The sequence below is a fragment of the Streptomyces globosus genome (assembly GCF_003325375.1).
In the GTDB taxonomy this organism is placed as follows: Bacteria; Actinomycetota; Actinomycetes; order Streptomycetales; family Streptomycetaceae; genus Streptomyces; species Streptomyces globosus_A.
The window spans coordinates 5248891-5270781 of record NZ_CP030862.1; the positions used below are offsets into that span (position 1 = coordinate 5248891).

The window sequence follows — 21891 nt, forward strand, 5'->3', positions numbered from 1 at the left end:
CCGGGCGCTGCCGCGGGTCAGCGGACCGGGTGGCCCGCCGCGCGGAGTGCGTCCTTGACCTGGGAGATCCGCAGGTCGCCGAAGTGGAACACCGAGGCGGCGAGGACCGCGTCGGCGCCGGCCTCGATGGCCGGCGGGAAGTGCTCCAGGCGGCCGGCGCCGCCGGAGGCGATCACCGGGACGGTGACGTGCTTGCGGACGGCGGCGATCATCTCGGTGTCGTAGCCGTCCTTGGTGCCGTCGGCGTCCATCGAGTTCAGCAGGATCTCGCCGGCGCCCAGCTCGGCGGCCCGGTGGGCCCACTCGACGGCGTCGATGCCGGTGCCGCGGCGGCCGCCGTGGGTGGTGACCTCGAAGGATCCGGTGTCGGTGCGGCGGGCGTCGACGGACAGGACGAGGACCTGCCGGCCGAACCGCTCGGCGATCTCGCGGATCAGGTCGGGCCGCTCGATGGCGGCGGTGTTGACGCCCACCTTGTCGGCGCCGGCCCGCAGCAGTCTGTCCACGTCGTCGGCGGTGCGGACGCCGCCGCCGACGGTGAGCGGGATGAAGACCTGCTCGGCGGTGCGGCGGACCACGTCGTAGGTGGTCTCGCGGTTGCCGGACGAGGCGGTGATGTCGAGGAAGGTCAGCTCGTCGGCGCCTTCGGCGTCGTACAGCCTGGCCATCTCGACGGGGTCGCCGGCGTCCCGCAGGTTCTGGAAGTTGACGCCCTTGACGACGCGGCCGCTGTCCACGTCCAGGCAGGGGATCACCCGTACGGCGAGTGACATCAGGACTCCCCTCGGTAGGCTTCGACCTCGACCTCGACGACCAGGCTCGGGTCGATGAAGCCGGAAACGATGATCATGGAGGCGGCGGGGCGGACGGAGTCGAAGAGCTCCTTGTGGGCCCGGCCCACCTCGTCGACGTCCCGCGCGTGGGTGAGGTACATGCGGGTGCGGACGACGTGCTCCACGCCCAGGCCGGCCTGGGCGAGCGCGTCGAAGGCGACGCGGAAGGCGTTGACCGTCTGCTCGTACGGCCCGCCGGCGACGACCTTGCCGTCGACGACGGAGGTGCAGCCGGAGACGAGCACGAGCCCGTTGGGCAGCTCGACGGCCCGGGAGTAGCCCACGGCCTCCTCCCAGGGGCCGCCCGAGGAGATGCGGCGGACGCCGCCGGTGGCGGTCATGCGCCGGCCACCACCCGCAGCGCCTCCTGGAGGGTGAAGGCCTTGGCGTAGAGGGCCTTGCCGACGATCGCGCCCTCGACGCCCAGCGGCACCAGCTCGGCGAGCGCCCGCAGGTCGTCCAGGCCGGCGATGCCGCCGGAGGCGACGACCGGCCGGTCGGTGGCGGCGCACACGTTCCGCAGGAGCTCCAGGTTGGGGCCGGTCAGCGTGCCGTCCTTGCCGATGTCGGTGACGACGTAGCGGGCGCAGCCCTCGGAGTCCAGGCGGGCGAGGGTCTCGTACAGGTCGCCGCCCTCGCTGGTCCAGCCGCGTCCCTTGAGGGTGGTGCCGCGGACGTCGAGGCCGACCGCGATGCGGTCGCCGTGCCCGGCGATGGCCTTGGCGGTCCACTCGGGGGCTTCGAGGGCGGCGGTGCCGAGGTTGACGCGGGTGCAGCCGGTGGCGAGCGCGGCGGCGAGGGTGGCGTCGTCGCGGATGCCGCCGGACAGCTCGACCTTGATGTCGAGGGCGCCGGTGATCTCGGCGACGAGGGCGCGGTTGTCGCCGGTGCCGAAGGCGGCGTCGAGGTCGACGAGGTGGAGCCACTCGGCGCCGGCGGCCTGCCAGGCGAGGGCCGCCTCCAGCGGGGAGCCGTAGGAGGTCTCGGTGCCGGACACGCCGTGCACCAGGCGTACGGCCTGGCCGTCGCGGACGTCGACGGCGGGGAGGAGTTCCAGCGTCGCGCGGGGCTCGGTCATCACAGGGTCTCGATCCAGTTGGTGAGGAGCTGGGCTCCGGCGTCGCCGGACTTCTCGGGGTGGAACTGGGTGGCCCACAGGGCGCCGTTCTCGACCGCCGCGACGAAGCGCTCGCCGTGGGTGGCCCAGGTGACCTTGGGGGCCCGGATCGCCGGGTTGGTGACCTCCAGGCTCCAGTCGTGGGCCGCGTAGGAGTGGACGAAGTAGAAGCGGGCGTCCGCGTCGAGCCCGGCGAAGGCCCGGCTGTCGGCGGGGGCCTCGACGGTGTTCCAGCCCATGTGGGGGACGACCGGGGCGCGGAGCGGGCCGACGGTGCCGGGCCACTCGTCGAGGCCCTCGGTCTCCACGCCGTGCTCGATGCCGCGCTCGAAGAGGATCTGCATGCCGACGCAGATGCCCATGACGGGGCGGCCGCCGGAGAGGCGGCGTCCGATGATCCAGTCGCCGCGGACGGACTTCAGGCCCTGCATGCAGGCGGAGAAGGCGCCGACGCCGGGGACGAGCAGGCCGTCGGCGTCCATGGCCTTGTCGTAGTCGCGGGTGATCTCGACGTCCGCGCCGACGCGCGCGAGGGCGCGCTCGGCGGAGCGGACGTTGCCGAAGCCGTAGTCGAGGACGGCGACGGTCTTGGTGGGTCGGGCAGCGCTCATTCCCAGATTCCTTGGATCCGCAGGACTCCGGCGGCGAGGCACATCGCGGAGCCGATGGCGAGCAGCAGGACGACCGACCTGGGCATCTGCTGCTTCTGGAAGGAGTACACGCCGCCGGCCAGGAACAGGCCGACGACGATCAGTACGGTGCTGAGGCCGGTCACGGCTAGAGGGCGCCCTTCGTCGAGGGCAGGATGCCGGCGGCGGCCGCGCGGGGGTCGAGCTCGCAGGCGTACCGCAGGGCCCGGGCGAGCGCCTTGAACTGGCACTCGACGATGTGGTGGGCGTTGCGGCCGTACGGGACGTGGACGTGCAGGGCGATCTGGGCCTGCGCGACGAAGGACTCCAGGATGTGCCGGGTCATCGTCGTGTCGTACGCGCCGATCATGGGGGCCATGTTCTCGGGCTCGGTGTGCACGAGGTAGGGGCGGCCCGACAGGTCCACGGTCACCTGTGCGAGGGACTCGTCCAGGGGGACGGTGCAGTTGCCGAAGCGGTAGATGCCGACCTTGTCGCCGAGGGCCTGCCTGAAGGCGGCGCCGAGGGCGAGGGCGGTGTCCTCGATGGTGTGGTGGCTGTCGATGTGCAGGTCGCCGTCGGTCTTGACCGTGAGGTCGAACATGCCGTGGCGGCCGAGCTGGTCGAGCATGTGGTCGTAGAAGCCGACGCCGGTGGACACGTCGACCTGGCCGGTCCCGTCGAGGTTTATCTCGACGACGACGGAGGTCTCCTTCGTGGTGCGCTCGACCCGTCCGATGCGGCTCATGCGTGCTGCTCCTTCTTCAGTGCGCGAACCGCTTCCAGGAACGCGTCGTTCTCGGCCGGGGTGCCCGCGGTGACCCGCAGCCATCCCGGTACGCCGTTGTCCCGGACCAGGACGCCCCGGTCGAGGATCTGCTGCCAGGCGGTGTGGGAGTCCTCGAACCTGCCGAACTGGATGAAGTTCGCGTCGGACTCGGTGACCTCGCAGCCGATCGCCCGCAGTTCGGCGACCAGCCGGTCCCGCTCGGCCTTGAGCTGCTCGACGTAGCCGAGCAGGGTGTCGGTGTGCTCCAGGGCCGCCAGCGCGGTGGCCTGGGTGACGGCCGACAGGTGGTACGGCAGGCGCACCAGCTGGACGGCGTCGACCACGGCCGGGTGCGCGGCGAGGTAGCCCAGGCGCAGTCCGGCGGCGCCGAACGCCTTGGACATGGTCCGGGAGACCACCAGGTGGGGGCGGCCCTCGATCAGCGGCAGCAGGGAGGGCCGGTGGCTGAACTCGACGTACGCCTCGTCGACGACGACCAGCGACGGCTTGGCGGCCTGGGCGGCGTCGTGGAGGGCGAGGACGGTCTCCGCCTCGACCGCGGTGCCGGTGGGGTTGTTGGGCGAGGTGATGAAGACGACGTCGGGGGCGTTCTCCGCGATGGCCCGGGCGGCGGCGTCCGGGTCGATGGTGAAGTCGTCCCGGCGCGGTCCGGAGATCCAGCCGGTCCCGGTGCCGCGGGCGATCAGGGCGTGCATGGAGTACGAGGGCTCGAAGCCGATCGCGGTGCGGCCGGGCCCGCCGAAGGTCTGCAGGAGCTGCTGGATGACCTCGTTGGAGCCGTTGGCGGCCCACACGTTCTCGCGGCCGACCGGGTGGCCGCCCGTACGGGTGAGGTAGGCGGCCAGGGCGGTCCGCAGCTCGACGGCGTCCCGGTCGGGGTAGCGGTTGAGGGTGCGGGCCGCGTCGGCGACGCGTTCGGCGATGCGCCGCACCAGCTCCTCGGGGAGCTCGTACGGGTTCTCGTTGGTGTTGAGCTGCACCGGGACGTCCAGCTGGGGCGCCCCGTAGGGGCTCTTGCCGCGCAGCTCGTCCCGGATGGGCAGGTCGTCGATGCCGAGGGCTCTGTCGGTCACTGGCCGGGCACCTTCCATCCGAAGCGGGCCTTGAGGGCGGCGCCGTGCGCGGGCAGGTCCTCGGCCTCGGCGAGGGTGACCACGTGGTGGGCGACCTCGGCGAGGGCGTCGCGGGTGTAGTCGACGATGTGGATGCCGCGCAGGAAGGACTGCACGGACAGGCCGGAGGAGTGGCAGGCGCAGCCGCCGGTGGGCAGGACGTGGTTGGATCCGGCGCAGTAGTCGCCGAGGGAGACCGGCGCCCAGGGCCCGACGAAGATCGCGCCTGCGTTGCGGACGCGGTCCGCCCAGGCCGCGGCGTCGGCGGTCTGGATCTCCAGGTGCTCGGCGCCGTACGCGTCGACGACCTTCAGGCCGTCCTCCAGGCTGTCCACGAGGACGATCGCGGACTGCCTGCCGGCGAGGGCCGGGCGGATCCGGTCCTCGATGTGCTTGGTGGCGGCGACCTGCGGTTCGAGCTCCTTCTCGACGGCGGCCGCGAGGTCCTCGGAGTCGGTGACGAGGACGGCGGCGGCCAGCGGGTCGTGCTCGGCCTGGCTGATCAGGTCGGCGGCGACGTGCACCGGGTCGGCGGTGGCGTCGGCGAGGACGGCGATCTCCGTCGGGCCGGCCTCGGTGTCGATGCCGATCTTCCCGGTGAAGTAGCGCTTGGCGGCGGCGACCCAGATGTTGCCGGGGCCGGTGACCATGTTGACCGGCAGGCAGTCCTCGGTGCCGTACGCGAACATCGCGACGGCGACCGCGCCGCCGGCCGCGTACACCTCGTCCACGCCGAGCAGGGCGCAGGCGGCGAGGATGGTCGGGTGGGGCAGGCCGCCGAACTCCGCCTGCGGGGGCGAGGCCAGCGCGATCGAGCCGACGCCGGCCTCCTGCGCGGGGACGACGTTCATGACGACGGACGACGGGTACACCGAGCGGCCGCCCGGCGCGTACAGGCCGACGCGCTCGACGGGAACCCACTTCTCGGTCACGGTGCCGCCGGGGACGACCTGCGTGGTGTGCGCGCTGCGCCGCTGGCTGCGGTGCACGGTCCGGGCGCGGCGGATCGACTCCTCCAGCGCGGCGCGGACCTTCGGGTCGAGGCCCGCGAGCGCCTCGGTGAGCGCCTCGGCGGGGACCCTGACCTGTTCCAGCCGGACTCCGTCGAACTTCTGCGCGTACTCGATCAGCGCCGCCGTGCCGCGATGATGGACGTCCTCGCAGATGGGCCGCACCTTCTCCAGGGCGGCTTCCACGTCGAACTCGGCACGGGGCAGCAGGTCGCGCAGGGCCGCGCCCTCGGGGAGGGCGTCGCCGCGCAGGTCGATACGAGAGATCACCCCCCAATTCTCTCAGACGGCTTCACTCGACCGTCCGCCCGTATCACTGGCTGATACGTGTCCCGGCTGTCACCGGCTGCCCTTAGCGTTCGGCGGAGAGTGCACGATCAGCGGAGGGGGCCGCCATGACCGATGCGCAGTCCGCGGGCGGGGAGCCTGCGGACCTCACGGAGCCCGAGCGCCGGATGTGGCATGCCTTCCGGACGGGCGGGACATGCGACCTGAGCGCCGGCGCGGCCGGCGGGGACGACCCGCACGGGGACCTGGCGTGGGGGCCGGAGCGCAGCGTCCGCGCCGAGGTGGTGGCGCTGCTGCTGCTCCACGGGCCGCCGCCGGAGCCGGGCCGGGTGGCGTCGCTGAAGCTGCGCGGCGCGCGGGTCACGGGCCGCCTGGACCTGTCGGGCGGGACGGTCGAGCCGTACGTGGAGCTGCGCCGGTGCCGGTTCGACGGGGAGGTGCAGCTGTCGGAGACCCGGTTCGGGACGCTGCGGCTGGTGGACTGCGCGGTCCCCCGCCTGGACGCCTCCCGCCTGCACACCGAGGGCGACCTGCACCTGCCGCGCTGCCGGGTGGCGCGCGGGATCCGGCTGACCGACGCGCAGATCGGCACGGACCTGCTGGTCAGCCAGGCCGTCGTCCAGCGCGACGGGCGCGGGCGGGCCTTCGCGGCGGACGGGCTGTCGGTCGGGCAGGACTTCCAGGGCGAGCTGCTGGAGGCGTACGGGGAGGTGAGCCTGCGCGGGGCGAAGGTCGGGGTGTCGATGAACCTGCGCGGGGCGCTGCTGGCCAACCCGTACGGGCGGTGGGCGCTGAACGCGCCGCAGCTGACGGTGGAGCGGACGCTGTACCTGACCTCGATCGCGCTGGGCTGGGTGCCGGGCGGGCCGGGGTCCTCCACTCCCCCGTACGGCCTGGGGCAGACGCCGGCGCGGGGGCAGCGCTCCCGGCCCTTCGAGTGCCGGGGCGGGCTGCGCCTGGACGACGGCCGGTTCGGGGACGCGGTGGACTTCTACGGGGCGCGGTTCGCGCCGGAGGCGGGCCAGGAGGTGTCGCTGCGCCGGATCCAGACGCCGGAGCTGCGGTTCGTGGGCGAGCGGCCGGAGCGGGGGCGGGTGGTGCTGTCGGGGGCGAAGGTGGTGAAGCTGGTGGACGCCTGGACCAGCTGGCCGGGCGGGGGCGGGGTGGCGGTCGAGGGGTTCGCGTACGAGGCGCTGGCGCCGCGCGGGCACTTCCCGCTGGCGCGCCGGCTGGAGTGGCTGGCGGCGGCGACCCCGGAGTACTCGCCGGAGCCGTACGAGCGGCTGGCGGCGGTGCTGCGGGCGAGCGGCGAGGACGCGGACGCGCGGGAGGTGCTGCTGGCCAAGCAGCGCAGGCGGCGGGCGACGCTGCCGCCCGCGGTGCGGGCGTGGGGGCACCTCCAGGACTGGACGGTGGCGTACGGGTACCGGCCGGGCCGGGCGGCGCTGTGGATGGCGCTGCTGTGGGCGGCGGGGACGGTGCTCTTCGCGGGGCACACCCCGCGGGCGGTCAAGGCGGACGAGCACCCGGAGTGGAACCCCGCCCTGTACGCCCTGGACCTGCTGCTGCCGGTCATCGACCTGGGCCAGGAGGGCCACTGGAGGATGGCCGGGGCCTGGCAGTGGGGGTCGGCGGCGATGGTCCTGCTGGGCTGGATCCTGGCGACGACGGTGGCGGCGGGGGCGTCGCGGCTGCTGCGGCGCGGCTGACGGCGGGCGGGCGGGGCGGGAGGCGGCCGGGGCGGGCCGGGCCGCCCCGGCCCGCCGCCCGGCCCCGAACAACCGAGGTGACAGGCCCCGCCCCGCCCCCACTACCCTTGTCCGTCGTGACCACCGTTCGCCTCCCCCTCTTCCCCCTGAACACGGTGCTGTTCCCCGGACTGGTGCTTCCGCTGAACGTCTTCGAGGAGCGTTATCGCGCCATGATGCGGGAGCTCCTGAAGACGGGCGAGGACGAGCCGCGCCGTTTCGCCGTCGTCGCGATCCGCGACGGCCGCGAGGTCGCGCCGGCCGCTCCGGGCCTGCCGGACCCGACGTCGCTGCCCGAGCGCGGCCCGTCCGCGGGCTTCGGCCCGGACCCGCTCCAGGCGTTCCACCGGGTGGGCTGCATCGCGGACGCGGCGACGGTCCGGGAGCGGGAGGACGGCGGCTTCGAAGTCCTCGCGACCGGCACGACCCGGGTCCGCCTGCTGTCGGTGGACTCCTCCGGGCCGTTCCTGGTGGCGGAGCTGGAGGAGCTCGCGGAGGACCAGGGCGACGGCGCGGGCGCGCTGGCGGACGGGGTGCTGCGGGCGTTCCGGACCTACCAGAAGCGGCTGGCGGGGGCGCGGGAGCGGAGCCTGGCGACCGCGGCGGAGCTGCCGGACGAGCCGTCGGTGGTGTCGTACCTGGTGGCCGCGGCGGCCGTGCTGGACGTGCCGACGAAGCAGCGGCTGCTCCAGGCCCCGGACACGGCGACGCGCCTGGCGGAGGAGCTGCGGCTGCTGCGCGCGGAGTCGGCGCTCATCCGGCACCTGCCGTCGCTGCCGGCGGTGGACCTGACCCGCGCGCCGACCAGCCAGAACTGACCGCGCCGCCGCCCTGCGGCGCGACCTGACGACCGGGGGAGTCCTTCCGATGGCGAAGAAGAAGGCCGCGGCCGCGGCGACACCGGCGATCGCCGCCCTGGCGGCGGCGGGCGCGCCCTTCACCGTGCACGCCTACGAGCACGACCCGGCGCACCCCTCGTACGGGCAGGAGGCCGCCGAGGCGATGGGCGTGAGCCCGGACCGGGTGTTCAAGACGCTCGTGGCGGACGTGGACGGCGTCCTGACCGTGGCGGTGGTCCCGGTGTCCGGGAGCCTGGACCTCAAGGCGCTGGCCGCGGCGGTCGGCGGCAAGCGGGCGGCGATGGCGGACCCTGCGCTGGCGGAGCGGACGACCGGCTACGTGCTCGGCGGCATCTCGCCGCTGGGGCAGCGCAGGCGGCTGCGGACGGTGGTGGACGCCTCGGCGGACGCGCACTCCACGGTCTGCGTGTCGGCGGGCCGGCGCGGCCTGGAGGTCGAGCTGGCGCCCGGCACGCTGGCCGGGCTGACGCAGGCCGTCCTGGCGCCGATCGCCCGCGCCTGACCGGCCCGGCCGCCGGTCAGGCGTGCGGGGGCCCCGCGGCGGCGGGCCCGGCCGGCGGCTGCGGCCCGCCGCGGTCCTCGCGGGTGCGGGGCGCCTGGCCGCCCTGCGGTTCGGCGTGGGCGTACGGCGGCGGGTACACGGCCGCCCCGGCGGGCTCGGCGCCCGCCTCGTGCGGGTCCGGGTCCTGCGGCCCCCATACGGCGATGAGCCCCAGGTAGGCGGCGAGCGCGGCCATCGGCCAGGCCAGCAGCGCCCCGTGGGCGAGGAGCTGGAGCGGCGCGTCGAAGGGGACGCCCTTGCCGGCCGCCGCGGCGGAGGCGGCGATGTCGGCCGGGGGTCCCAGCCGGAGCCCCGCCCGCCAGCCGAGCAGGGAGGCGAAGCAGGAGCCGATTCCGAGGCCGATGGCCTGGGCGACGCCGCCGCGGCGCCGCCACAGGAAGACCAGGACCGCGCTCAGCACGCCGAGTCCGACGCCGAGCAGCAGGAAGGTGCCGTCGGCGCCCACGCGGGCTTCGCTCTCGGTGTTCCGCAGGAACACGGCCTCGCCGTTGGAGACGTACTGCGTCCGCGGCGCGAGCCAGGCCCACAGCACTCCGAGGAGGGCGCCGGCCGCACCGGTGGCCAGGGTGATGGCGGCCGCGTCCCGGACGTCCGCGAGGGCGGTGCCCGCAGCGGATCCGCCCGGCGTGCCGGGCGGCGACGGCGGTTCGGCGGGGGGCGGTGTGGTCACGGCTTCGGTCACCTCCACATCGTGCCAGGTGCGGCGGCCCGAGGCGGAACCGGAGTCAGCGGACGGCGGCCCGCCGGTACGCCCACGTCGCGGCGGACAGCGACAGGACGCCCACGGCCGCGCACACGCCGAGGTCGAGGCAGACGGCCGCCCAGTCCGGGTCCGGGGAGAACGTCCGGGCGAACGCCTCCACCCCGTACGTGGACGGCAGCAGGTCGCGCGCCCACACGATCACCTCGGGCATCCGTTCCGGCGGCAGCACCCCCAGCAGCAGCGCCGCCGACATGCCGAGCTGCCCGGCCAGCGTGGCGAGCTCCTGGCGCGGGGCGAGCAGGCCGAGGGCCGCGCCGAGTCCGGCGAGCGCCGCCCCGGCCAGCGGGACGACCGCGGCGAGGATCCACAGCCCGCTCATGGGCAGCCCGAACAGCAGGCAGCCGATGACGGCGGTCACGAGCGTGCCGGGGAGGGTGAAGGAGGCGTACGCGGCGGCCGCGCCCAGCACCACCGAGGCGGGCGGGACGGGCAGCGTGGCGTAGTGGTCGAGCCCGCCGCCGGCCCGCAGCTGGCCGAAGTACTGGGCCAGCAGGTTGAGCGCGACGAACGCGACGACCAGGACGGACGAGCCGGCCACGACGGCCCGCGCCTCCGAGCCGCCGTCGACGACGCCCCGCATCAGGACCATGATGCCGACTGACTGGAAGGTGGCGACGAACAGCAGCGGGATGCGCGCGACGCGGGCCCGCGACAGCTGCGCCCGGTACACGGCGGCCAGCGACGGCAGGAGCCGGGCCCGCGGGGCGGGCGTGCCGAGGGGGACGGAGGCGGCGGCGCTCACGACTTCACCAGGCCCTTCGCGGTACGCCCGCCCAGCGCGAGGTAGACGTCCTCCAGGCTCGGGGTCGCCAGCGTGAAGTCGTCGAGGGCGGCGAACGCGGGCCCGCCGGTGACGGCCGCGACCGCGGCGCGCGCCTCGTCCGGGGTGAGCCGCAGCACCCACCGGCGGCCGGACTCGGCGGCGGCGCCGGCCAGGGCGCTGATCGCGGGGATGCCGAGGGGCGGCGCGGTGCGCCACACGAGTTCGAGGCGGACCTCGTCGGAGACGCGGGCCTTCAGCGCGGCGGGCGTGTCGCAGGCGATGACCCTGCCCTGGTCGATGACGGCGACCCGGTCGAGGACGGTCTCGGCCTCGATGACGTTGTGGGTGACCAGGACGACGGTGGCGCCGTGCTCGGCGCGCCGCCGGTCCACGGCGGCCCAGACGGCGCGCCGGGCGACGGGGTCCATGCCGGTGGTGGGCTCGTCCAGGACGAGCACCGGGCGCTCGCCGACGAGGGCGGCGGCGAAGCAGGCGAGCCGCCGCTGGCCGCCGGAGAGCTTCTTCAGGGGGCGCCCGGCGATCGGGGTCAGCCCGAGCTCCTCCAGGACGGCGTCGCGGGCGGCGCGGGCGGCGCGCAGGTCGAGGCCGCGCAGCCGGGCGGTGGTCTCGGCGGCCAGGGAGACGGTGAGCTCGTCGAGGGCGGTGGACTCCTGGCCGAGGTAGGCGAGGAGGCGGGAGGCGAGTTCGGGGCGGCGGACGATGTCGTGTCCGAGCAGGGTGACGGAGCCGGAGTCCGGCCGCAGCAGCCCGGTGAGCTGGCGGACCAGGGTGGACTTGCCGGCGCCGTTGGGGCCGAGGAGCCCGAAGACCTCTCCGCGCCGCACGTCGAGGCAGATGCCGTCGGTGGCGCGGGTCTCGGGCAGGGCGGGTGCGCCGCGCCGGCCGCGGACCGCGGGGTACGTCTTGACCAGGTCACGCACCGCGCAGACCACGCCGTCGGCCGCTGCCGTGCCGCTGCCGCCCTGCGGTCTCGCTGGTGCTGTGCCCGTACTCACGAGGGAGCAGCCTACGCGGCTCCGGGCCCTACTCGGGCGCCGGGGTCGCCGGGGCGCCCGGCACGGCGGCCGGCGGGGCGGCGACGCGGTCGGCCGCGGCGCGCACGTCGATCTCCCTCCAGAAGCCCGCGCGGATGGCGTAGCGGTCGTGTTCGTCGATCTGGTCGTCCTTGTGGGCGAGCAGGCCGAAGCGGGCGGCGTAGCGCAGGAGCTCGCCGTCGATGCGGTGCGGGATCCGCGGGTACATGGTGGCGAGCCTGTGGAGGTGGGCGGCCTCGGGGAGGCGCTCCATCCAGCGCCGGGCGAAGACCTGTCCGACCTCGAAGGGGTCGCCGCCGACGGTGGTGATGTCCTCCTCCCGGTCGGCCCAGCGCTGCTCGGCGCTGGTGAGCTGGGCGAGGGTGGGCAGGGAGGCGGTCTCGGCGGGCTCGCCGAGCGGTCCGGCCCGGTCGATCCAGCCCCGGTCGGAGGACCAGCGCAGGGCGCTGGCCGGGGAGGGGGCGGCGGACGGGGAGCCCTGCTGGTGGCCGGGTGCGCGCAGGGCGCCGGCGAGGTCCTTCGGGGTGGGTACGGGCTTCCCGCCGGCGGCGGGCGCGGGTACGGGGGCGGCGGCGCCCTGGGGTTCGGCGGGGGCCTGGGCGGTGCCGGCGGGCCCGGTACCGGAGCTGCGGGCCGCCTCGGCGAGGGCGGCCTCGGGGAGCGGGGCGGAGAGGATGGCGGCGATCTCGGGCCGGGGGGCGGGCGGCGGGGAGCACAGCCCGGCGAGGTCCTTGGCGCGGACGGCCCGGGTGATCCAGGCCCGGTCGAGGACGCGGCGCTCGTCGGCCTCGGCGACGAGGTCCTCGGACTGGTTGTAGTCGCCGTCGGCGGCCTGGACGGCCCACAGGTGGACGGCGACGCCGTGCTCCTTGGCGGACATCAGGCCGGGCAGCAGGTCGCCGTCGCCGGTGACGAGGACGATGTCGGAGCAGGCCCGGTTGCGGGCGAGTTCGGTGAGCTCCGCGTGCATGGCGGCGTCGACGCCCTTCTGGGCCCAGCGGCCGTCGCTGCGGGTCAGGGCGCCCAGGCGGACGGTGACGCGGGGCATGACGCGCAGCCGCCGGTGCTCGGGCTGCGGCACCCGGTCGGGTGCGCCGTCGAACCAGTAGATGCGCAGCAGGGGCTGCCGGGTGTCGGCCTCGGCGCGTTCGCGCAGGGCCTGGATGAGGGCGGCGTGGTCGACGGTGATGCGGGAGCGGGAGGGCTCGCCCGCGAGAAGGCTGGCGGCGGCGCCCAGCAGATAGCCGGCGTCCACCAGGACGACGCAGCGGTCCACGCGTTCCACCTCTTCCGTGGGGGTCCTCGGGTTTTACCCGAGTCTGCCCGACGGCATGGGGCTTGACGGCCGGAACTCGATCATCGGCGTGGCGGATCCGGTGCGTCTGTACGGTTCTGCGACGAAAGATCCAAAATGCGCGGTCTGTGGCGCTGTGTGAGTGTGAATGCGGTCCTGGCCCCTAGACCCTCACGGAGGTTCCACCATGGCCAAGAACAAGAACCAGAAGACCCCCGCCAAGCAGCAGTCGCGATCGTCCGGTCCGGAGGCCTCGCGCAGCACGGCGGATTCGCCGGCCGAGGCGCACTCCTCCGCGCCGAGTCCGATGGACATGGCGCGCAAGGGCAAGCAGAGGCGCTTCGGCCACAACTGACGCCGCGCTGCGACGCGTACGCGCGAAGGGCGCGCCCGGACCTCCGGGCGCGCCCTTCGCGGCGTTCGGGCCCCGTGGGGTCATCCGGCGAGGCAGGAGGGTCCGAGGAGGACCTTCAGGTCGCCGAAGAGGGCCGGGTCGGGCTGGACCCGGTGCCGGTCCAGGCGCAGCACGGTGGTGCTGCGGGGGCCCTGGAGCTTGATCCGCACCTCGGTGTTGCCCTTGTGGTGCCGGAGGATCTCGCCCAGCCGGGTGACCATCGGAGGGGTGACCTTGACGGTGGGGATGGTCAGGACGACGGGGGCGTTGGTGCCGGCGGAGGACAGGTCGGGGACCATCAGCTCCATGGCGACGAGGCGGGGGACGTCCTCCCGCTTGTCGAGGCGGCCCTTGACGAAGACGACGGCGTCCTCGACGAGCTGGGTGGAGACCAGCTGGTAGGTGGCGGGGAAGAACATGCACTCGATGGAGCCGGCCAGGTCCTCGACGGTGGCGATGGCCCAGGCGTTGCCCTGCTTGGTCATCTTGCGCTGGAGGCCCGAGATGATGCCGCCGATGGTGACGACGGCGCCGTCGGCGTGCTCGCCGCCGGTCAGCTGGGAGATGCCGGCGTCCGTCTTGTCGGACAGGACGTGCTCCAGGCCGAAGAGCGGGTGGTCGGAGACGTAGAGGCCGAGCATCTCGCGCTCCTGGGCGAGCAGGTAGGACTTCTCCCACTCGACGTCGGAGAACTCGACGTCGAGGCCGAAGCCGGGCTGGCCGCTGTCCTCGTCGCCCATGCCGCCGAAGAGGTCGAACTGGCCCTCGGCCTCCTTGCGCTTGACCGCCACCACGTTGTCGATCATGGGTTCGTGCTGGGCGACGAGGCCCTTGCGGGTGTGGCCCATCTCGTCGAAGGCGCCGGCCTTGATCAGCGACTCGACGGTCCGCTTGTTGCAGACGACGGCCTCGACCTTGTCGAGGAAGTCGGGGAAGGAGGAGAACTTCCCCTTCGACTTGCGGGTCTTGATGATCGAGTCGACGACGTTCTGGCCGACGTTGCGGACGGCGGTGAGGCCGAAGAGGATCACGTCGTCGCCCTGGGCGGCGAAGTTCGACTCGGACTCGTTCACGTTCGGCGGCAGCACCTTGATGCCCATGCGGCGGCACTCGTTCAGGTAGACGGCCGACTTGTCCTTGTCGTCCTTGACCGAGGTGAGCAGGCCCGCCATGTACTCGGCCGGGTGGTTGGCCTTGAGGTAGGCGGTCCAGTAGGAGACGAGGCCGTACGCGGCGGAGTGGGCCTTGTTGAAGGCGTAGCCGGCGAAGGGGACCAGGACGTCCCAGAGGGCCTGGATGGCCTCGTCGCTGTAGCCGTTCTTCCGGGCGCCGGCCTGGAAGATCGTGAAGTTCTTGGCCAGTTCCTCGGGCTTCTTCTTGCCCATGACGCGGCGGAGGATGTCGGCCTCGCCGAGCGAGTAGCCGGCGATGATCTGCGCGGCCTTCTGCACCTGCTCCTGGTAGACGATCAGGCCGTAGGTGACCGCGAGGACCTCTTCGAGCGGCTTCTCCAGCTCGGGGTGGATCGGGGTGATCTCCTGCTGGCCGTTCTTGCGCAGGGCGTAGTTGGTGTGCGAGTTCATGCCCATCGGGCCCGGGCGGTAGAGCGCGGACACGGCGGAAATGTCTTCGAAGTTGTCGGGCTTCATCAGGCGCAGCAGCGAGCGCATGGGGCCGCCGTCGAACTGGAAGACGCCGAGGGTGTCGCCGCGCTGGAGGAGCTCGAAGGTCTTGGGGTCGTCGAGCGGGAGGGCCAGGAGGTCGATGTCGATCCCCTTGTTGGCCTTCACCATCTTGACGGCGTCGTCCATGATCGTGAGGTTGCGCAGGCCGAGGAAGTCCATCTTCAGCAGGCCGAGCGCCTCGCAGCTCGGGTAGTCCCACTGGGTGATGGTGACGCCGTCCGTGTGCCGCACCCAGACGGGCACGTGGTCGGTGATCCGCTCGCTGGACATGATCACGCCGGCGGCGTGCACGCCCATCTGGCGGACCAGGCCCTCGACGCCGCGGGCGGTGTCGATGACCTTCTTCACGTCCGGCTCGTTCTCGTACATCGCGCGGACCTCGCCGGCCTCGGAGTACCGGGGGTGGGCGGGGTCGGTGATGCCGGAGAGCGGGATGCCCTTGCCGAGGACGTCGGCGGGCATGGCCTTGGTGATCCGGTCGCCCATGGCGTAGGGGTAGCCGAGGACGCGCGCGGAGTCCTTGATCGCGTTCTTGGCCTTGATGGTGCCGTAGGTGCCGATCATGGCGACCTTGTCCTGGCCGTACTTCTCGGTGACGTACCTGATCACCTCGACGCGCCTGCGCTCGTCGAAGTCGATGTCGACGTCGGGCATGGAGATGCGCTCGGGGTTGAGGAAGCGCTCGAAGATCAGGCCGTGCGGGATCGGGTCGAGGTCGGTGATGCCGAGCGCGTAGGCGACGATCGAGCCGGCCGCGGAGCCGCGGCCGGGGCCGACCGCGATGCCCTGGTTCTTGGCCCACATGATGAAGTCGGCGACCACGAGGAAGTAGCCGGGGAAGCCCATCGAGATGATCGTGTCCATCTCGTACTCGACCTGCTTCATGCGGTCCTCGGGGATGCCGCCGGGGAAGCGGCGGTGCATCCCGCGCATGGTCTCCTCGCGGAACCAGGTGACCTCGGTGTAGCCCTCCGGGATGTCGAACTTGGGCATGAGGTTCCGGAACTGGAACATGCCCTCGGTGTCGACCTGCTCGGCGACCAGCAGCGTGTTGGCGCAGCCCTCCTGCCAGGCGTCCGAGGAGTCGATGGCGTACATCTCGTCGGTGGACTTCAGGTAGTAGCCGGTGCCGTCGAACTTGAAGCGGTCGGGGTCGGAGAGGTTCTTGCCGGTCTGGATGCAGAGCAGGGCGTCGTGGGCGCCGGCCTCGTGCGCGTACGTGTAGTGGGAGTCGTTCGTCACCAGCGGCGGGATGCCGAGCTTCCGGCCGATCTCCAGCAGGCCGTCGCGGACCCGGCGCTCGATCTCGATGCCGTGGTCCATCAGCTCCAGGAAGTAGCGGCCCTCGCCGAAGATGTCCTTGTAGTCGGACGCGGCCTTGAGCGCCTCGTCGAACTGGCCGAGGCGGAGCCGGGTCTGCACCTCGCCCGAGGGGCAGCCGGTGGAGGCGATCAGGCCCTCGGACCACTGGGAGATGGTCTCCTTGTCCATGCGGGGCCACTTGGTCAGCCAGCCCTCGGCGTAGGCGTCGGAGGAGAGCCGGAAGAGGTTGTGCAGGCCGGTGCTGTTCGCCGCCCAGATCGTCTTGTGCGTGTAGCCGCCGGAGCCGGAGACGTCGTCCCGCTTCTGGTGGGGCTGGCCCCAGGTGATGCGGCGCTTGTTGCGCCGGGACTCGGGGGCGACGTACGCCTCGATGCCGATGATCGGGGTGATCCCGGCCTTCTGCGCGGAGTGGAAGAAGTCGTAGGCGCCGTGCAGGTTGCCGTGGTCGGACATGGCGATGTGCGTCATGCCCATTTCATTGCAGGCGTTGAACATGTCCTTGAGCCGCGCGGCACCGTCCAGCAGCGAGTACTGGGTGTGGACGTGCAGGTGCGTGAACGGCGTCTTGGCCACGGCGCTGTACTCCTGGGGGCTGGGGCTCGGGACAGGGGGGGCAGCTTCGAATCCTACGTCGCGCGGGGGACACATTCCGGGCGGCGGGCGGTACGGTCGGGCGTTGCAGAACCAGGGGCTCCGCTCCCGCGTCCACCCGGTCGGAACCCGTACCAGCCCGTGCACCAGGAGGAACCCGCCATGGCGGTCCCCGAGACGACGAACGAACAGCGCGCCGAGCAGATACTCGACGTCTTCGGCACCGCCTTCGGCGAGCTCCTCGCGGCGGACCCCGCGGCCTTCCAGGTCAAGTTCCGCAGGATGGCCGCCTCCGCCTTCGCCTTCTACCGCGGCACGGCCTGCCTCTTCTACGCCGACCTGGAGCACGAGTGGGCCGGGCGGGCCGGCGGGGGCCGGCGCCCCTACCTCGACGACCGGACCGGCCGCGTCTGGATCCACGGCGACCTGCACGCCGAGAACTTCGGCACGTACATGGACGCGGGCGGCCGCCTGGTCTTCAACGTCAACGACTTCGACGAGGCCTACGTCGGCCCCTTCACCTGGGACCTGAAGCGGTTCGCGGCCTCCGTCGCCCTGATCGGCTACACCAAGGCCCTCAGCGACACCCAGATCAGCGACCTGGTCCGGGTGTACGCGGCCGCCTACCGGGAGCGGATCGGCGTCCTGGCCGCCGGCCCCGCCGACGGCGAGGCCCCCTCCTTCACCCTGGACACCTCGCGGGGCCCGCTGCTGGATGCCCTGCGCGCGGCCCGCTCCCGGACCCGCTTCGGCCTGCTGGAGTCGATGACGGAGATCCGCGACCACGAGCGGCGCTTCGCGCCCGGCGGCGGCACCGTCGAGCTGGACGCGGCGACCCGGTACAAGGTGCTGTCCGCGTTCGACGCCTACCTGGAGACCCTGCCCGACGAATCGCTGGTCCGCCCGGACTCCTACCGCGTGAAGGACGTCGTGGGCCGGCGGGGCGTGGGCATCGGCTCGGCCGGGCTGCCCTCGTACAACATCCTGCTGGAGGGGCACAGCGACGCCCTGGAGAACGACGTCGTGATCTACCTCAAGCAGGCGCAGACCCCGGCCGTCTCGCGGCACGTCACGGACCGGGCGGTCCGGGACTCCTTCCGGCACGAGGGCCACCGCACGGTGATCTCCCAGCGGGCCCTCCAGGCGCACGCCGACCCGTGGCTGGGCTGGACCGAGCTGGACGGGACCGGGCAGCTGGTGGCCGAGGTCTCCCCGTACGCGGTGGACCTGGACTGGTCCGGCCTGGACGACCCGGAGGAGATCACGGCCGTCGTCGCCGACCTGGGACGCGCGACGGCGACCATGCACGCCGCGGCGGACGAGGCGGGCAGCGGCCACACCCTCGTGCCGTTCTCCACGGAGCGGGCCATCGACAGCGCGATCACCGCCGACGAGGAGGGCTTCCCGGAGCTGCTCGTGGACTTCGCGCACGCCTACGGGGCCCGGGCCCGGGCCGACCACCAGATCTTCGTCGACCTCTTCCGCAACGGCCGGATCCGGCCGTAGCGGCTCCCCCGGCGCGAAGCCCGGGGCACGGATTCACAGGGAGTCGTGGCAGACTCGCCGCGATGGAGATGTCAGGGGCAGGACCGAGGGCGCTGCGCGTCGCGCTGTTCAGCGCGCTCGTCGTGCTGCTCTCGGCCGGCTCGCACGTCCTGATGTCCCGGGTGCCGCTGCCGCCGGTCCTCGCGGCCGGGGCCTTCGCGGCCGTCTTCGTGATCGCCTGGCCGCTGGCGGGCCGCGAGCGGGGCCTCGGCCCGATCGCCGCCCTGCTCGTCCCGCTGGAGCTGGCTGCCGACACCGTCTTCACCGCCGGCCAGCACGTCTGCTACGGGCCCGCCGGCGGACCGGTGTCCGGCCCGCTGCGCGCGCTCGGCCTGCACGGGCTGTGCGGCGGCGAGCCGCTCGGCGGACCGCTGGCCGAGGTCACCGACGCCGCCGGCGACCCCGCCGCGCTGCTGGCCTCGCCCGGCCCGTGGACCCCGTGGCTGCTGCTCGGCGCGCACGTCTGCGTCGGCCTGCTGGCCGCGGTCTGGCTGCGGCACGGCGAGCGGGCCCTGGCCCAGCTGCTGAGGGCGGCGGCCGCCTCGGCGTTCCGGCCGCTGCTGCTGGCCGCGGCCTCGGCGGCGGTGCGGGCCGGCCGCCCCGGGCGCGGGCCGCGGCCCGACCGGGCGGACCGGGGCGCCCGTACCCGCTTCCCCGTCCACTCCGTGGGGCTCAGGGGGCCTCCCGTACGCGGCGCGCTCACGCGCGCCTGACCCGTACGGCACGTCCCCGTTTCCACGTCAGCACCACACCCACGGAGAACACCATGAGCGCACGCAACAGCCAAGCGAACAAGGCGGCGGCCCGCGAGCGGCTGCGCGCCGAGCGCGAGAAGCAGGCGAAGAAGGCGAAGGTCCGCCGCCAGGTGACGGTCGCCGGCGCCGTCGTCGCCGCCCTCGCGCTGGCCGGCGGCATCGGCTACGCGGTCGTCCAGGCCAACCAGCCCGACGAGTGGGAGAAGGCGGCGACGGCGCCGCTGACCGCCCCGAAGAACACCTCGGGCGACAACGGCACGACCGTCGTCCTCGGCAAGGCCGACGCGAAGAAGACGCTGGAGCTGTTCGAGGACGCCCGCTGCCCGGTCTGCTCGCAGTTCGAGCAGGGCGTCGGCCCGCAGATAAAGAAGGACCTGGACGCCGGCAAGTACAAGCTGCAGTTCGTCGGCGCGACCTTCCTGGACAAGGGCCTGGGCGGCAGCGGCTCGAAGAACGCGCTGAGCGCGCTCGGCGCCGCCCTGAACGTCGGCCCGGAAGCGTTCCTGGAGTACAAGACCGCCCTCTACGCCAAGGAGAACCACCCCGAGGAGCGGGACGACAAGTTCAGCGACGACGCCTACCTGCTGAAGATCGCCGACCAGGTCCCGGCACTCAAGGGGAACGCCGAGTTCAAGAAGGCCGTCGAGGAGGGCACCTTCAACCGCTGGGCGGTCGAGCTGTCCAAGGAGTTCGACAAGGCCGGCGTGAAGGGCACCCCCGCGCTGAAGATGGACGGCAAGGAGATCGGCCTGAAGATGACGGCGGAGGAGTTCACGGCCGCCGTGGACAAGGCCATCGCCGGCTGATCCCCGGGCGTCCGCGCCGCGGCGCGGACGCCCACCCTCCCCTCCCAACGGGCGGGCGGACTCCTGGAGTTCGCCCGCCCGTTGCCGTCCGAGGTGTGTACTCGCGGTGATACCCGTCAGTAATATGATGATCCGTGACCAGTCATCTCACCTCCCACACCGCTGCGGCAACTCCCCGCCGCCGTACGGTCGTCAAGGCGGCGGCGGCCACGGCCGCACTCACGCCGCTCGCGGCGGCCCTGGGCGCCACGCCCGCCTCGGCCGCGTCCGCCGGCCCCGCCTTCCTCCACGGCGTCGCCTCCGGCGACCCCCTCCCCGACGGCGTCCTGCTGTGGACCCGCGTCACCCCCGTCCCCGAGGCGGTGCCCGGCTCCGGCCTCGGCCCGGCCGTCCCGGTGGCCTGGGAGGTCGCCGAGGACAGGGCGTTCGCCCGCGTCGTGGCGAGCGGCACCGTCACCGCGACGGCCGCCGCCGACCACACCGTCAAGGCAGACGTCCGCGGACTCGCCCCGCAGACGGCCTACTTCTACCGGTTCACGGCCGGCTCCGCGGTCTCCGCGGTCGGGCGCACCCTGACCGCCCCCCGCCACGACGCCCGCACGGACCGGGTCCGCTTCGGCGTGGCCTCCTGCTCCAACTGGGAGTCCGGGTACTTCTCCGCCTACCGCCACCTGGCCGCCCGCGCCGACCTGCACGCGGTCCTGCACCTGGGGGACTACGTCTACGAGTACGGGAGCGGCGCCTACCCCGAGGCCAAGTACACCGTCCGCCCCCACGAGCCGCGGCACGAGACCACCACGCTCGCCGACTACCGGATCCGGCACGGCCGGTACAAGACGGACGCCGACCTCCAGGCCCTGCACGCGGCGCATCCGGTCATCGCGATCTGGGACGACCACGAGATCGCCAACGACGCCTGGGCGGGCGGCGCGGAGAACCACACGCCGGGCACCGAGGGGGACTGGGCCGCCCGCGCGGCCGCCGCCAAGCAGGCGTACTTCGAGTGGATGCCGGTGCGCCCCTCCACCGCGGGCACCGTCTACCGGCGCCTGCGCTTCGGCTCCCTCGCCGACCTGCACCTGCTCGACCTGCGCAGCTTCCGCTCGCAGCCGGTCAAGGTGGGCAGCGGGGCGGTGGACGACCCCGAGCGCACCATCACGGGGCGGGCGCAGCTGGACTGGCTGAAGGCGGGCCTTGCATCGTCGGACGCCGCCTGGAAGCTCGTCGGCACCTCGGTCATGATCTCGCCGCTGGCGTTCGGCTCGCTGCCGGCGCACCTGCTCGCGCCGCTGGCCAAGCTCCTCGGCCTGCCGCAGGGCGGGATCGCGATCAGCACGGACCAGTGGGACGGGTACACCGACGACCGCAAGGAGCTGCTGGCGCACCTGAGGGACCGGAACATCCGGAACACGGTGTTCCTGACGGGCGACATCCACATGGCCTTCGCCAACGACGTCCCGGTGAACATGGCGACGTACCCCGGCTCGGGGACGGCTGCCACCGAGTTCGTCGTCACCTCGGTGACCTCGGACAACATCGACGACCTGCTGCACGTGCCCGCGCACACGGCCTCACTGGCGGCGGAGACCGCCATCCGGGCGGCGAACTGGCACGTCAAGTGGCTGGACATGGACTCGCACGGGTACGGCGTGCTGGACGTGACGGCCGAGCGCTCGCAGATGGACTACTACGTCGTGTCCGACAAGCGCCGGCAGGACGCGCGGGCGTCCTGGACCCGCTCGTACCGGACCCGGAGCGGCTCGCAGAAGGTGGAGCGGGCATGGAGCCCGGTGCACTGATCATTCGCTGACAAACCGTCAATTCTACGGCGCGAGGGGGGTGCTTGGTTCAGACCAGGCGCCCCTCACGGCCCACAAGCAACAAATCTTTTACACACAGGCCTTGTCACAGGCATGACATGGACACATAAGCTTCGCGCCAGCGTGAGGAAGTCCCTCACCCCCCACC

21 protein-coding genes are annotated in these 21891 nt (G+C 73.3%); 8 read left to right on the plus strand and 13 right to left on the minus strand.

Translation table 11 applies throughout. The features are described from left to right. Window positions 1-17: 17 nt before the first annotated feature. The 8 genes from hisF to hisD are packed head-to-tail and all read right to left on the minus strand — an operon-like array spanning window position 18 to window position 5761. Complete coding sequence (gene hisF, locus C0216_RS23290) at window positions 18-773, minus strand: imidazole glycerol phosphate synthase subunit HisF (protein WP_114057166.1); 756 nt, start codon at window positions 771-773, stop codon at window positions 18-20. Then, entirely contained in the window at window positions 773-1174 is a 402-nt protein-coding gene (locus C0216_RS23295) for a RidA family protein (protein WP_114057167.1), read from the minus strand. The genes hisF and C0216_RS23295 overlap by 1 nt, the downstream gene beginning before the upstream one ends. Then, on the minus strand, window positions 1171-1911 hold the full coding sequence (priA, locus tag C0216_RS23300; protein WP_114057168.1) for a bifunctional 1-(5-phosphoribosyl)-5-((5-phosphoribosylamino)methylideneamino)imidazole-4-carboxamide isomerase/phosphoribosylanthranilate isomerase PriA: 741 nt from the start codon (window positions 1909-1911) through the stop codon (window positions 1171-1173). Before priA ends, C0216_RS23295 begins: the two co-directional genes overlap by 4 nt. Further along, a complete protein-coding gene (hisH, locus tag C0216_RS23305; protein WP_114057169.1) occupies window positions 1911-2561 on the minus strand; it encodes an imidazole glycerol phosphate synthase subunit HisH in 651 nt (216 codons plus the stop codon). Before hisH ends, priA begins: the two co-directional genes overlap by 1 nt. Continuing rightward, window positions 2558-2725 carry a hypothetical protein gene (locus C0216_RS33925; protein ID WP_174250446.1) on the minus strand — a complete coding sequence of 56 codons (168 nt, stop codon included), beginning with the start codon at window positions 2723-2725 and terminating at the stop codon, window positions 2558-2560. Before C0216_RS33925 ends, hisH begins: the two co-directional genes overlap by 4 nt. Window positions 2726-2727: 2 nt before the next feature. Beyond that, a complete protein-coding gene (gene hisB, locus C0216_RS23310; protein WP_114057170.1) occupies window positions 2728-3327 on the minus strand; it encodes an imidazoleglycerol-phosphate dehydratase HisB in 600 nt (199 codons plus the stop codon). Next, window positions 3324-4442: a histidinol-phosphate transaminase gene (locus C0216_RS23315; protein ID WP_246042661.1), complete on the minus strand. Its 1119-nt coding sequence runs from the start codon at window positions 4440-4442 to the stop codon at window positions 3324-3326. Before C0216_RS23315 ends, hisB begins: the two co-directional genes overlap by 4 nt. Beyond that, the gene (gene hisD, locus C0216_RS23320) at window positions 4439-5761 is read right to left on the minus strand and encodes a histidinol dehydrogenase (protein ID WP_114057172.1); all 1323 of its coding nucleotides are present in this window, start codon (window positions 5759-5761) and stop codon (window positions 4439-4441) included. Before hisD ends, C0216_RS23315 begins: the two co-directional genes overlap by 4 nt. A 125-nt stretch (window positions 5762-5886) precedes the next feature. Between hisD and C0216_RS23325 the strand changes: the two genes are divergently transcribed. From C0216_RS23325 to ybaK, 3 genes are all read left to right on the plus strand, one after another. After that, on the plus strand, window positions 5887-7488 hold the full coding sequence (locus C0216_RS23325) for an oxidoreductase (RefSeq protein WP_114057173.1): 1602 nt from the start codon (window positions 5887-5889) through the stop codon (window positions 7486-7488). A gap of 116 nt (window positions 7489-7604) precedes the next feature. Beyond that, the gene (locus tag C0216_RS23330) at window positions 7605-8345 is read left to right on the plus strand and encodes an LON peptidase substrate-binding domain-containing protein (protein WP_174250447.1); all 741 of its coding nucleotides are present in this window, start codon (window positions 7605-7607) and stop codon (window positions 8343-8345) included. A gap of 49 nt (window positions 8346-8394) precedes the next feature. After that, window positions 8395-8889 (plus strand): Cys-tRNA(Pro) deacylase, encoded by a 495-nt coding sequence (gene ybaK / locus C0216_RS23335; RefSeq protein WP_114057175.1) that lies wholly within the window; start codon window positions 8395-8397, stop codon window positions 8887-8889. Between the two features lie 16 nt (window positions 8890-8905). On the opposite strand, the gene C0216_RS23340 is transcribed toward ybaK, so the two are convergent. The 4 genes from C0216_RS23340 to C0216_RS23355 are packed head-to-tail and all read right to left on the minus strand — an operon-like array spanning window position 8906 to window position 12815. Further along, on the minus strand, window positions 8906-9631 hold the full coding sequence (locus tag C0216_RS23340; protein ID WP_216827107.1) for a hypothetical protein: 726 nt from the start codon (window positions 9629-9631) through the stop codon (window positions 8906-8908). A 43-nt stretch (window positions 9632-9674) separates the two neighbouring features. Beyond that, window positions 9675-10454, minus strand: coding sequence for an ABC transporter permease (locus C0216_RS23345; protein WP_114057176.1), 780 nt, complete (start codon window positions 10452-10454; stop codon window positions 9675-9677). Beyond that, the gene (locus C0216_RS23350; protein ID WP_428985453.1) at window positions 10451-11491 is read right to left on the minus strand and encodes an ABC transporter ATP-binding protein; all 1041 of its coding nucleotides are present in this window, start codon (window positions 11489-11491) and stop codon (window positions 10451-10453) included. The genes C0216_RS23345 and C0216_RS23350 overlap by 4 nt, the downstream gene beginning before the upstream one ends. A 28-nt stretch (window positions 11492-11519) precedes the next feature. Further along, window positions 11520-12815, minus strand: coding sequence for an NYN domain-containing protein (locus tag C0216_RS23355; protein WP_114057178.1), 1296 nt, complete (start codon window positions 12813-12815; stop codon window positions 11520-11522). 196 nt (window positions 12816-13011) lie between these two features. On the opposite strand from C0216_RS23355, the gene C0216_RS33930 reads away from it, so the two are divergent. Further along, on the plus strand, window positions 13012-13179 hold the full coding sequence (locus C0216_RS33930) for a hypothetical protein (protein ID WP_174250448.1): 168 nt from the start codon (window positions 13012-13014) through the stop codon (window positions 13177-13179). An 80-nt stretch (window positions 13180-13259) separates the two neighbouring features. Here C0216_RS33930 and dnaE read toward each other — a convergent pair whose 3' ends face one another. Next, window positions 13260-16799 (minus strand): DNA polymerase III subunit alpha, encoded by a 3540-nt coding sequence (dnaE, locus tag C0216_RS23360; protein WP_114057179.1) that lies wholly within the window; start codon window positions 16797-16799, stop codon window positions 13260-13262. Between the two features lie 180 nt (window positions 16800-16979). On the opposite strand from dnaE, the gene C0216_RS23365 reads away from it, so the two are divergent. From C0216_RS23365 to C0216_RS23380, 4 genes are all read left to right on the plus strand, one after another. Continuing rightward, the gene (locus C0216_RS23365; RefSeq protein ID WP_114057180.1) at window positions 16980-18323 is read left to right on the plus strand and encodes a DUF2252 domain-containing protein; all 1344 of its coding nucleotides are present in this window, start codon (window positions 16980-16982) and stop codon (window positions 18321-18323) included. A gap of 62 nt (window positions 18324-18385) precedes the next feature. Continuing rightward, window positions 18386-19075, plus strand: coding sequence for a hypothetical protein (locus C0216_RS23370; protein WP_114057181.1), 690 nt, complete (start codon window positions 18386-18388; stop codon window positions 19073-19075). 53 nt (window positions 19076-19128) lie between these two features. Further along, on the plus strand, window positions 19129-19923 hold the full coding sequence (locus tag C0216_RS23375; protein WP_114057182.1) for a thioredoxin domain-containing protein: 795 nt from the start codon (window positions 19129-19131) through the stop codon (window positions 19921-19923). 134 nt (window positions 19924-20057) lie between these two features. Next, window positions 20058-21722: an alkaline phosphatase D family protein gene (locus C0216_RS23380; protein WP_114057183.1), complete on the plus strand. Its 1665-nt coding sequence runs from the start codon at window positions 20058-20060 to the stop codon at window positions 21720-21722. Window positions 21723-21891 lie beyond the last annotated feature (169 nt).

Coding starts and splice junctions, on each gene's coding strand:
- C0216_RS23370 (WP_114057181.1), top strand. CDS start 18,386: ATGGAGATGTCAGGGGCAGGACCGAGGGCGCTGCGCGTCGCGCTGTTC.
- ybaK (WP_114057175.1), top strand. CDS start 8,395: ATGGCGAAGAAGAAGGCCGCGGCCGCGGCGACACCGGCGATCGCCGCC.
- C0216_RS23295 (WP_114057167.1), bottom strand. CDS start 1,174: ATGACCGCCACCGGCGGCGTCCGCCGCATCTCCTCGGGCGGCCCCTGG.
- priA (WP_114057168.1), bottom strand. CDS start 1,911: ATGACCGAGCCCCGCGCGACGCTGGAACTCCTCCCCGCCGTCGACGTC.
- hisB (WP_114057170.1), bottom strand. CDS start 3,327: ATGAGCCGCATCGGACGGGTCGAGCGCACCACGAAGGAGACCTCCGTC.
- hisH (WP_114057169.1), bottom strand. CDS start 2,561: ATGAGCGCTGCCCGACCCACCAAGACCGTCGCCGTCCTCGACTACGGC.
- hisF (WP_114057166.1), bottom strand. CDS start 773: ATGTCACTCGCCGTACGGGTGATCCCCTGCCTGGACGTGGACAGCGGC.
- C0216_RS23325 (WP_114057173.1), top strand. CDS start 5,887: ATGACCGATGCGCAGTCCGCGGGCGGGGAGCCTGCGGACCTCACGGAG.
- C0216_RS23365 (WP_114057180.1), top strand. CDS start 16,980: ATGGCGGTCCCCGAGACGACGAACGAACAGCGCGCCGAGCAGATACTC.
- C0216_RS23375 (WP_114057182.1), top strand. CDS start 19,129: ATGAGCGCACGCAACAGCCAAGCGAACAAGGCGGCGGCCCGCGAGCGG.
- C0216_RS33930 (WP_174250448.1), top strand. CDS start 13,012: ATGGCCAAGAACAAGAACCAGAAGACCCCCGCCAAGCAGCAGTCGCGA.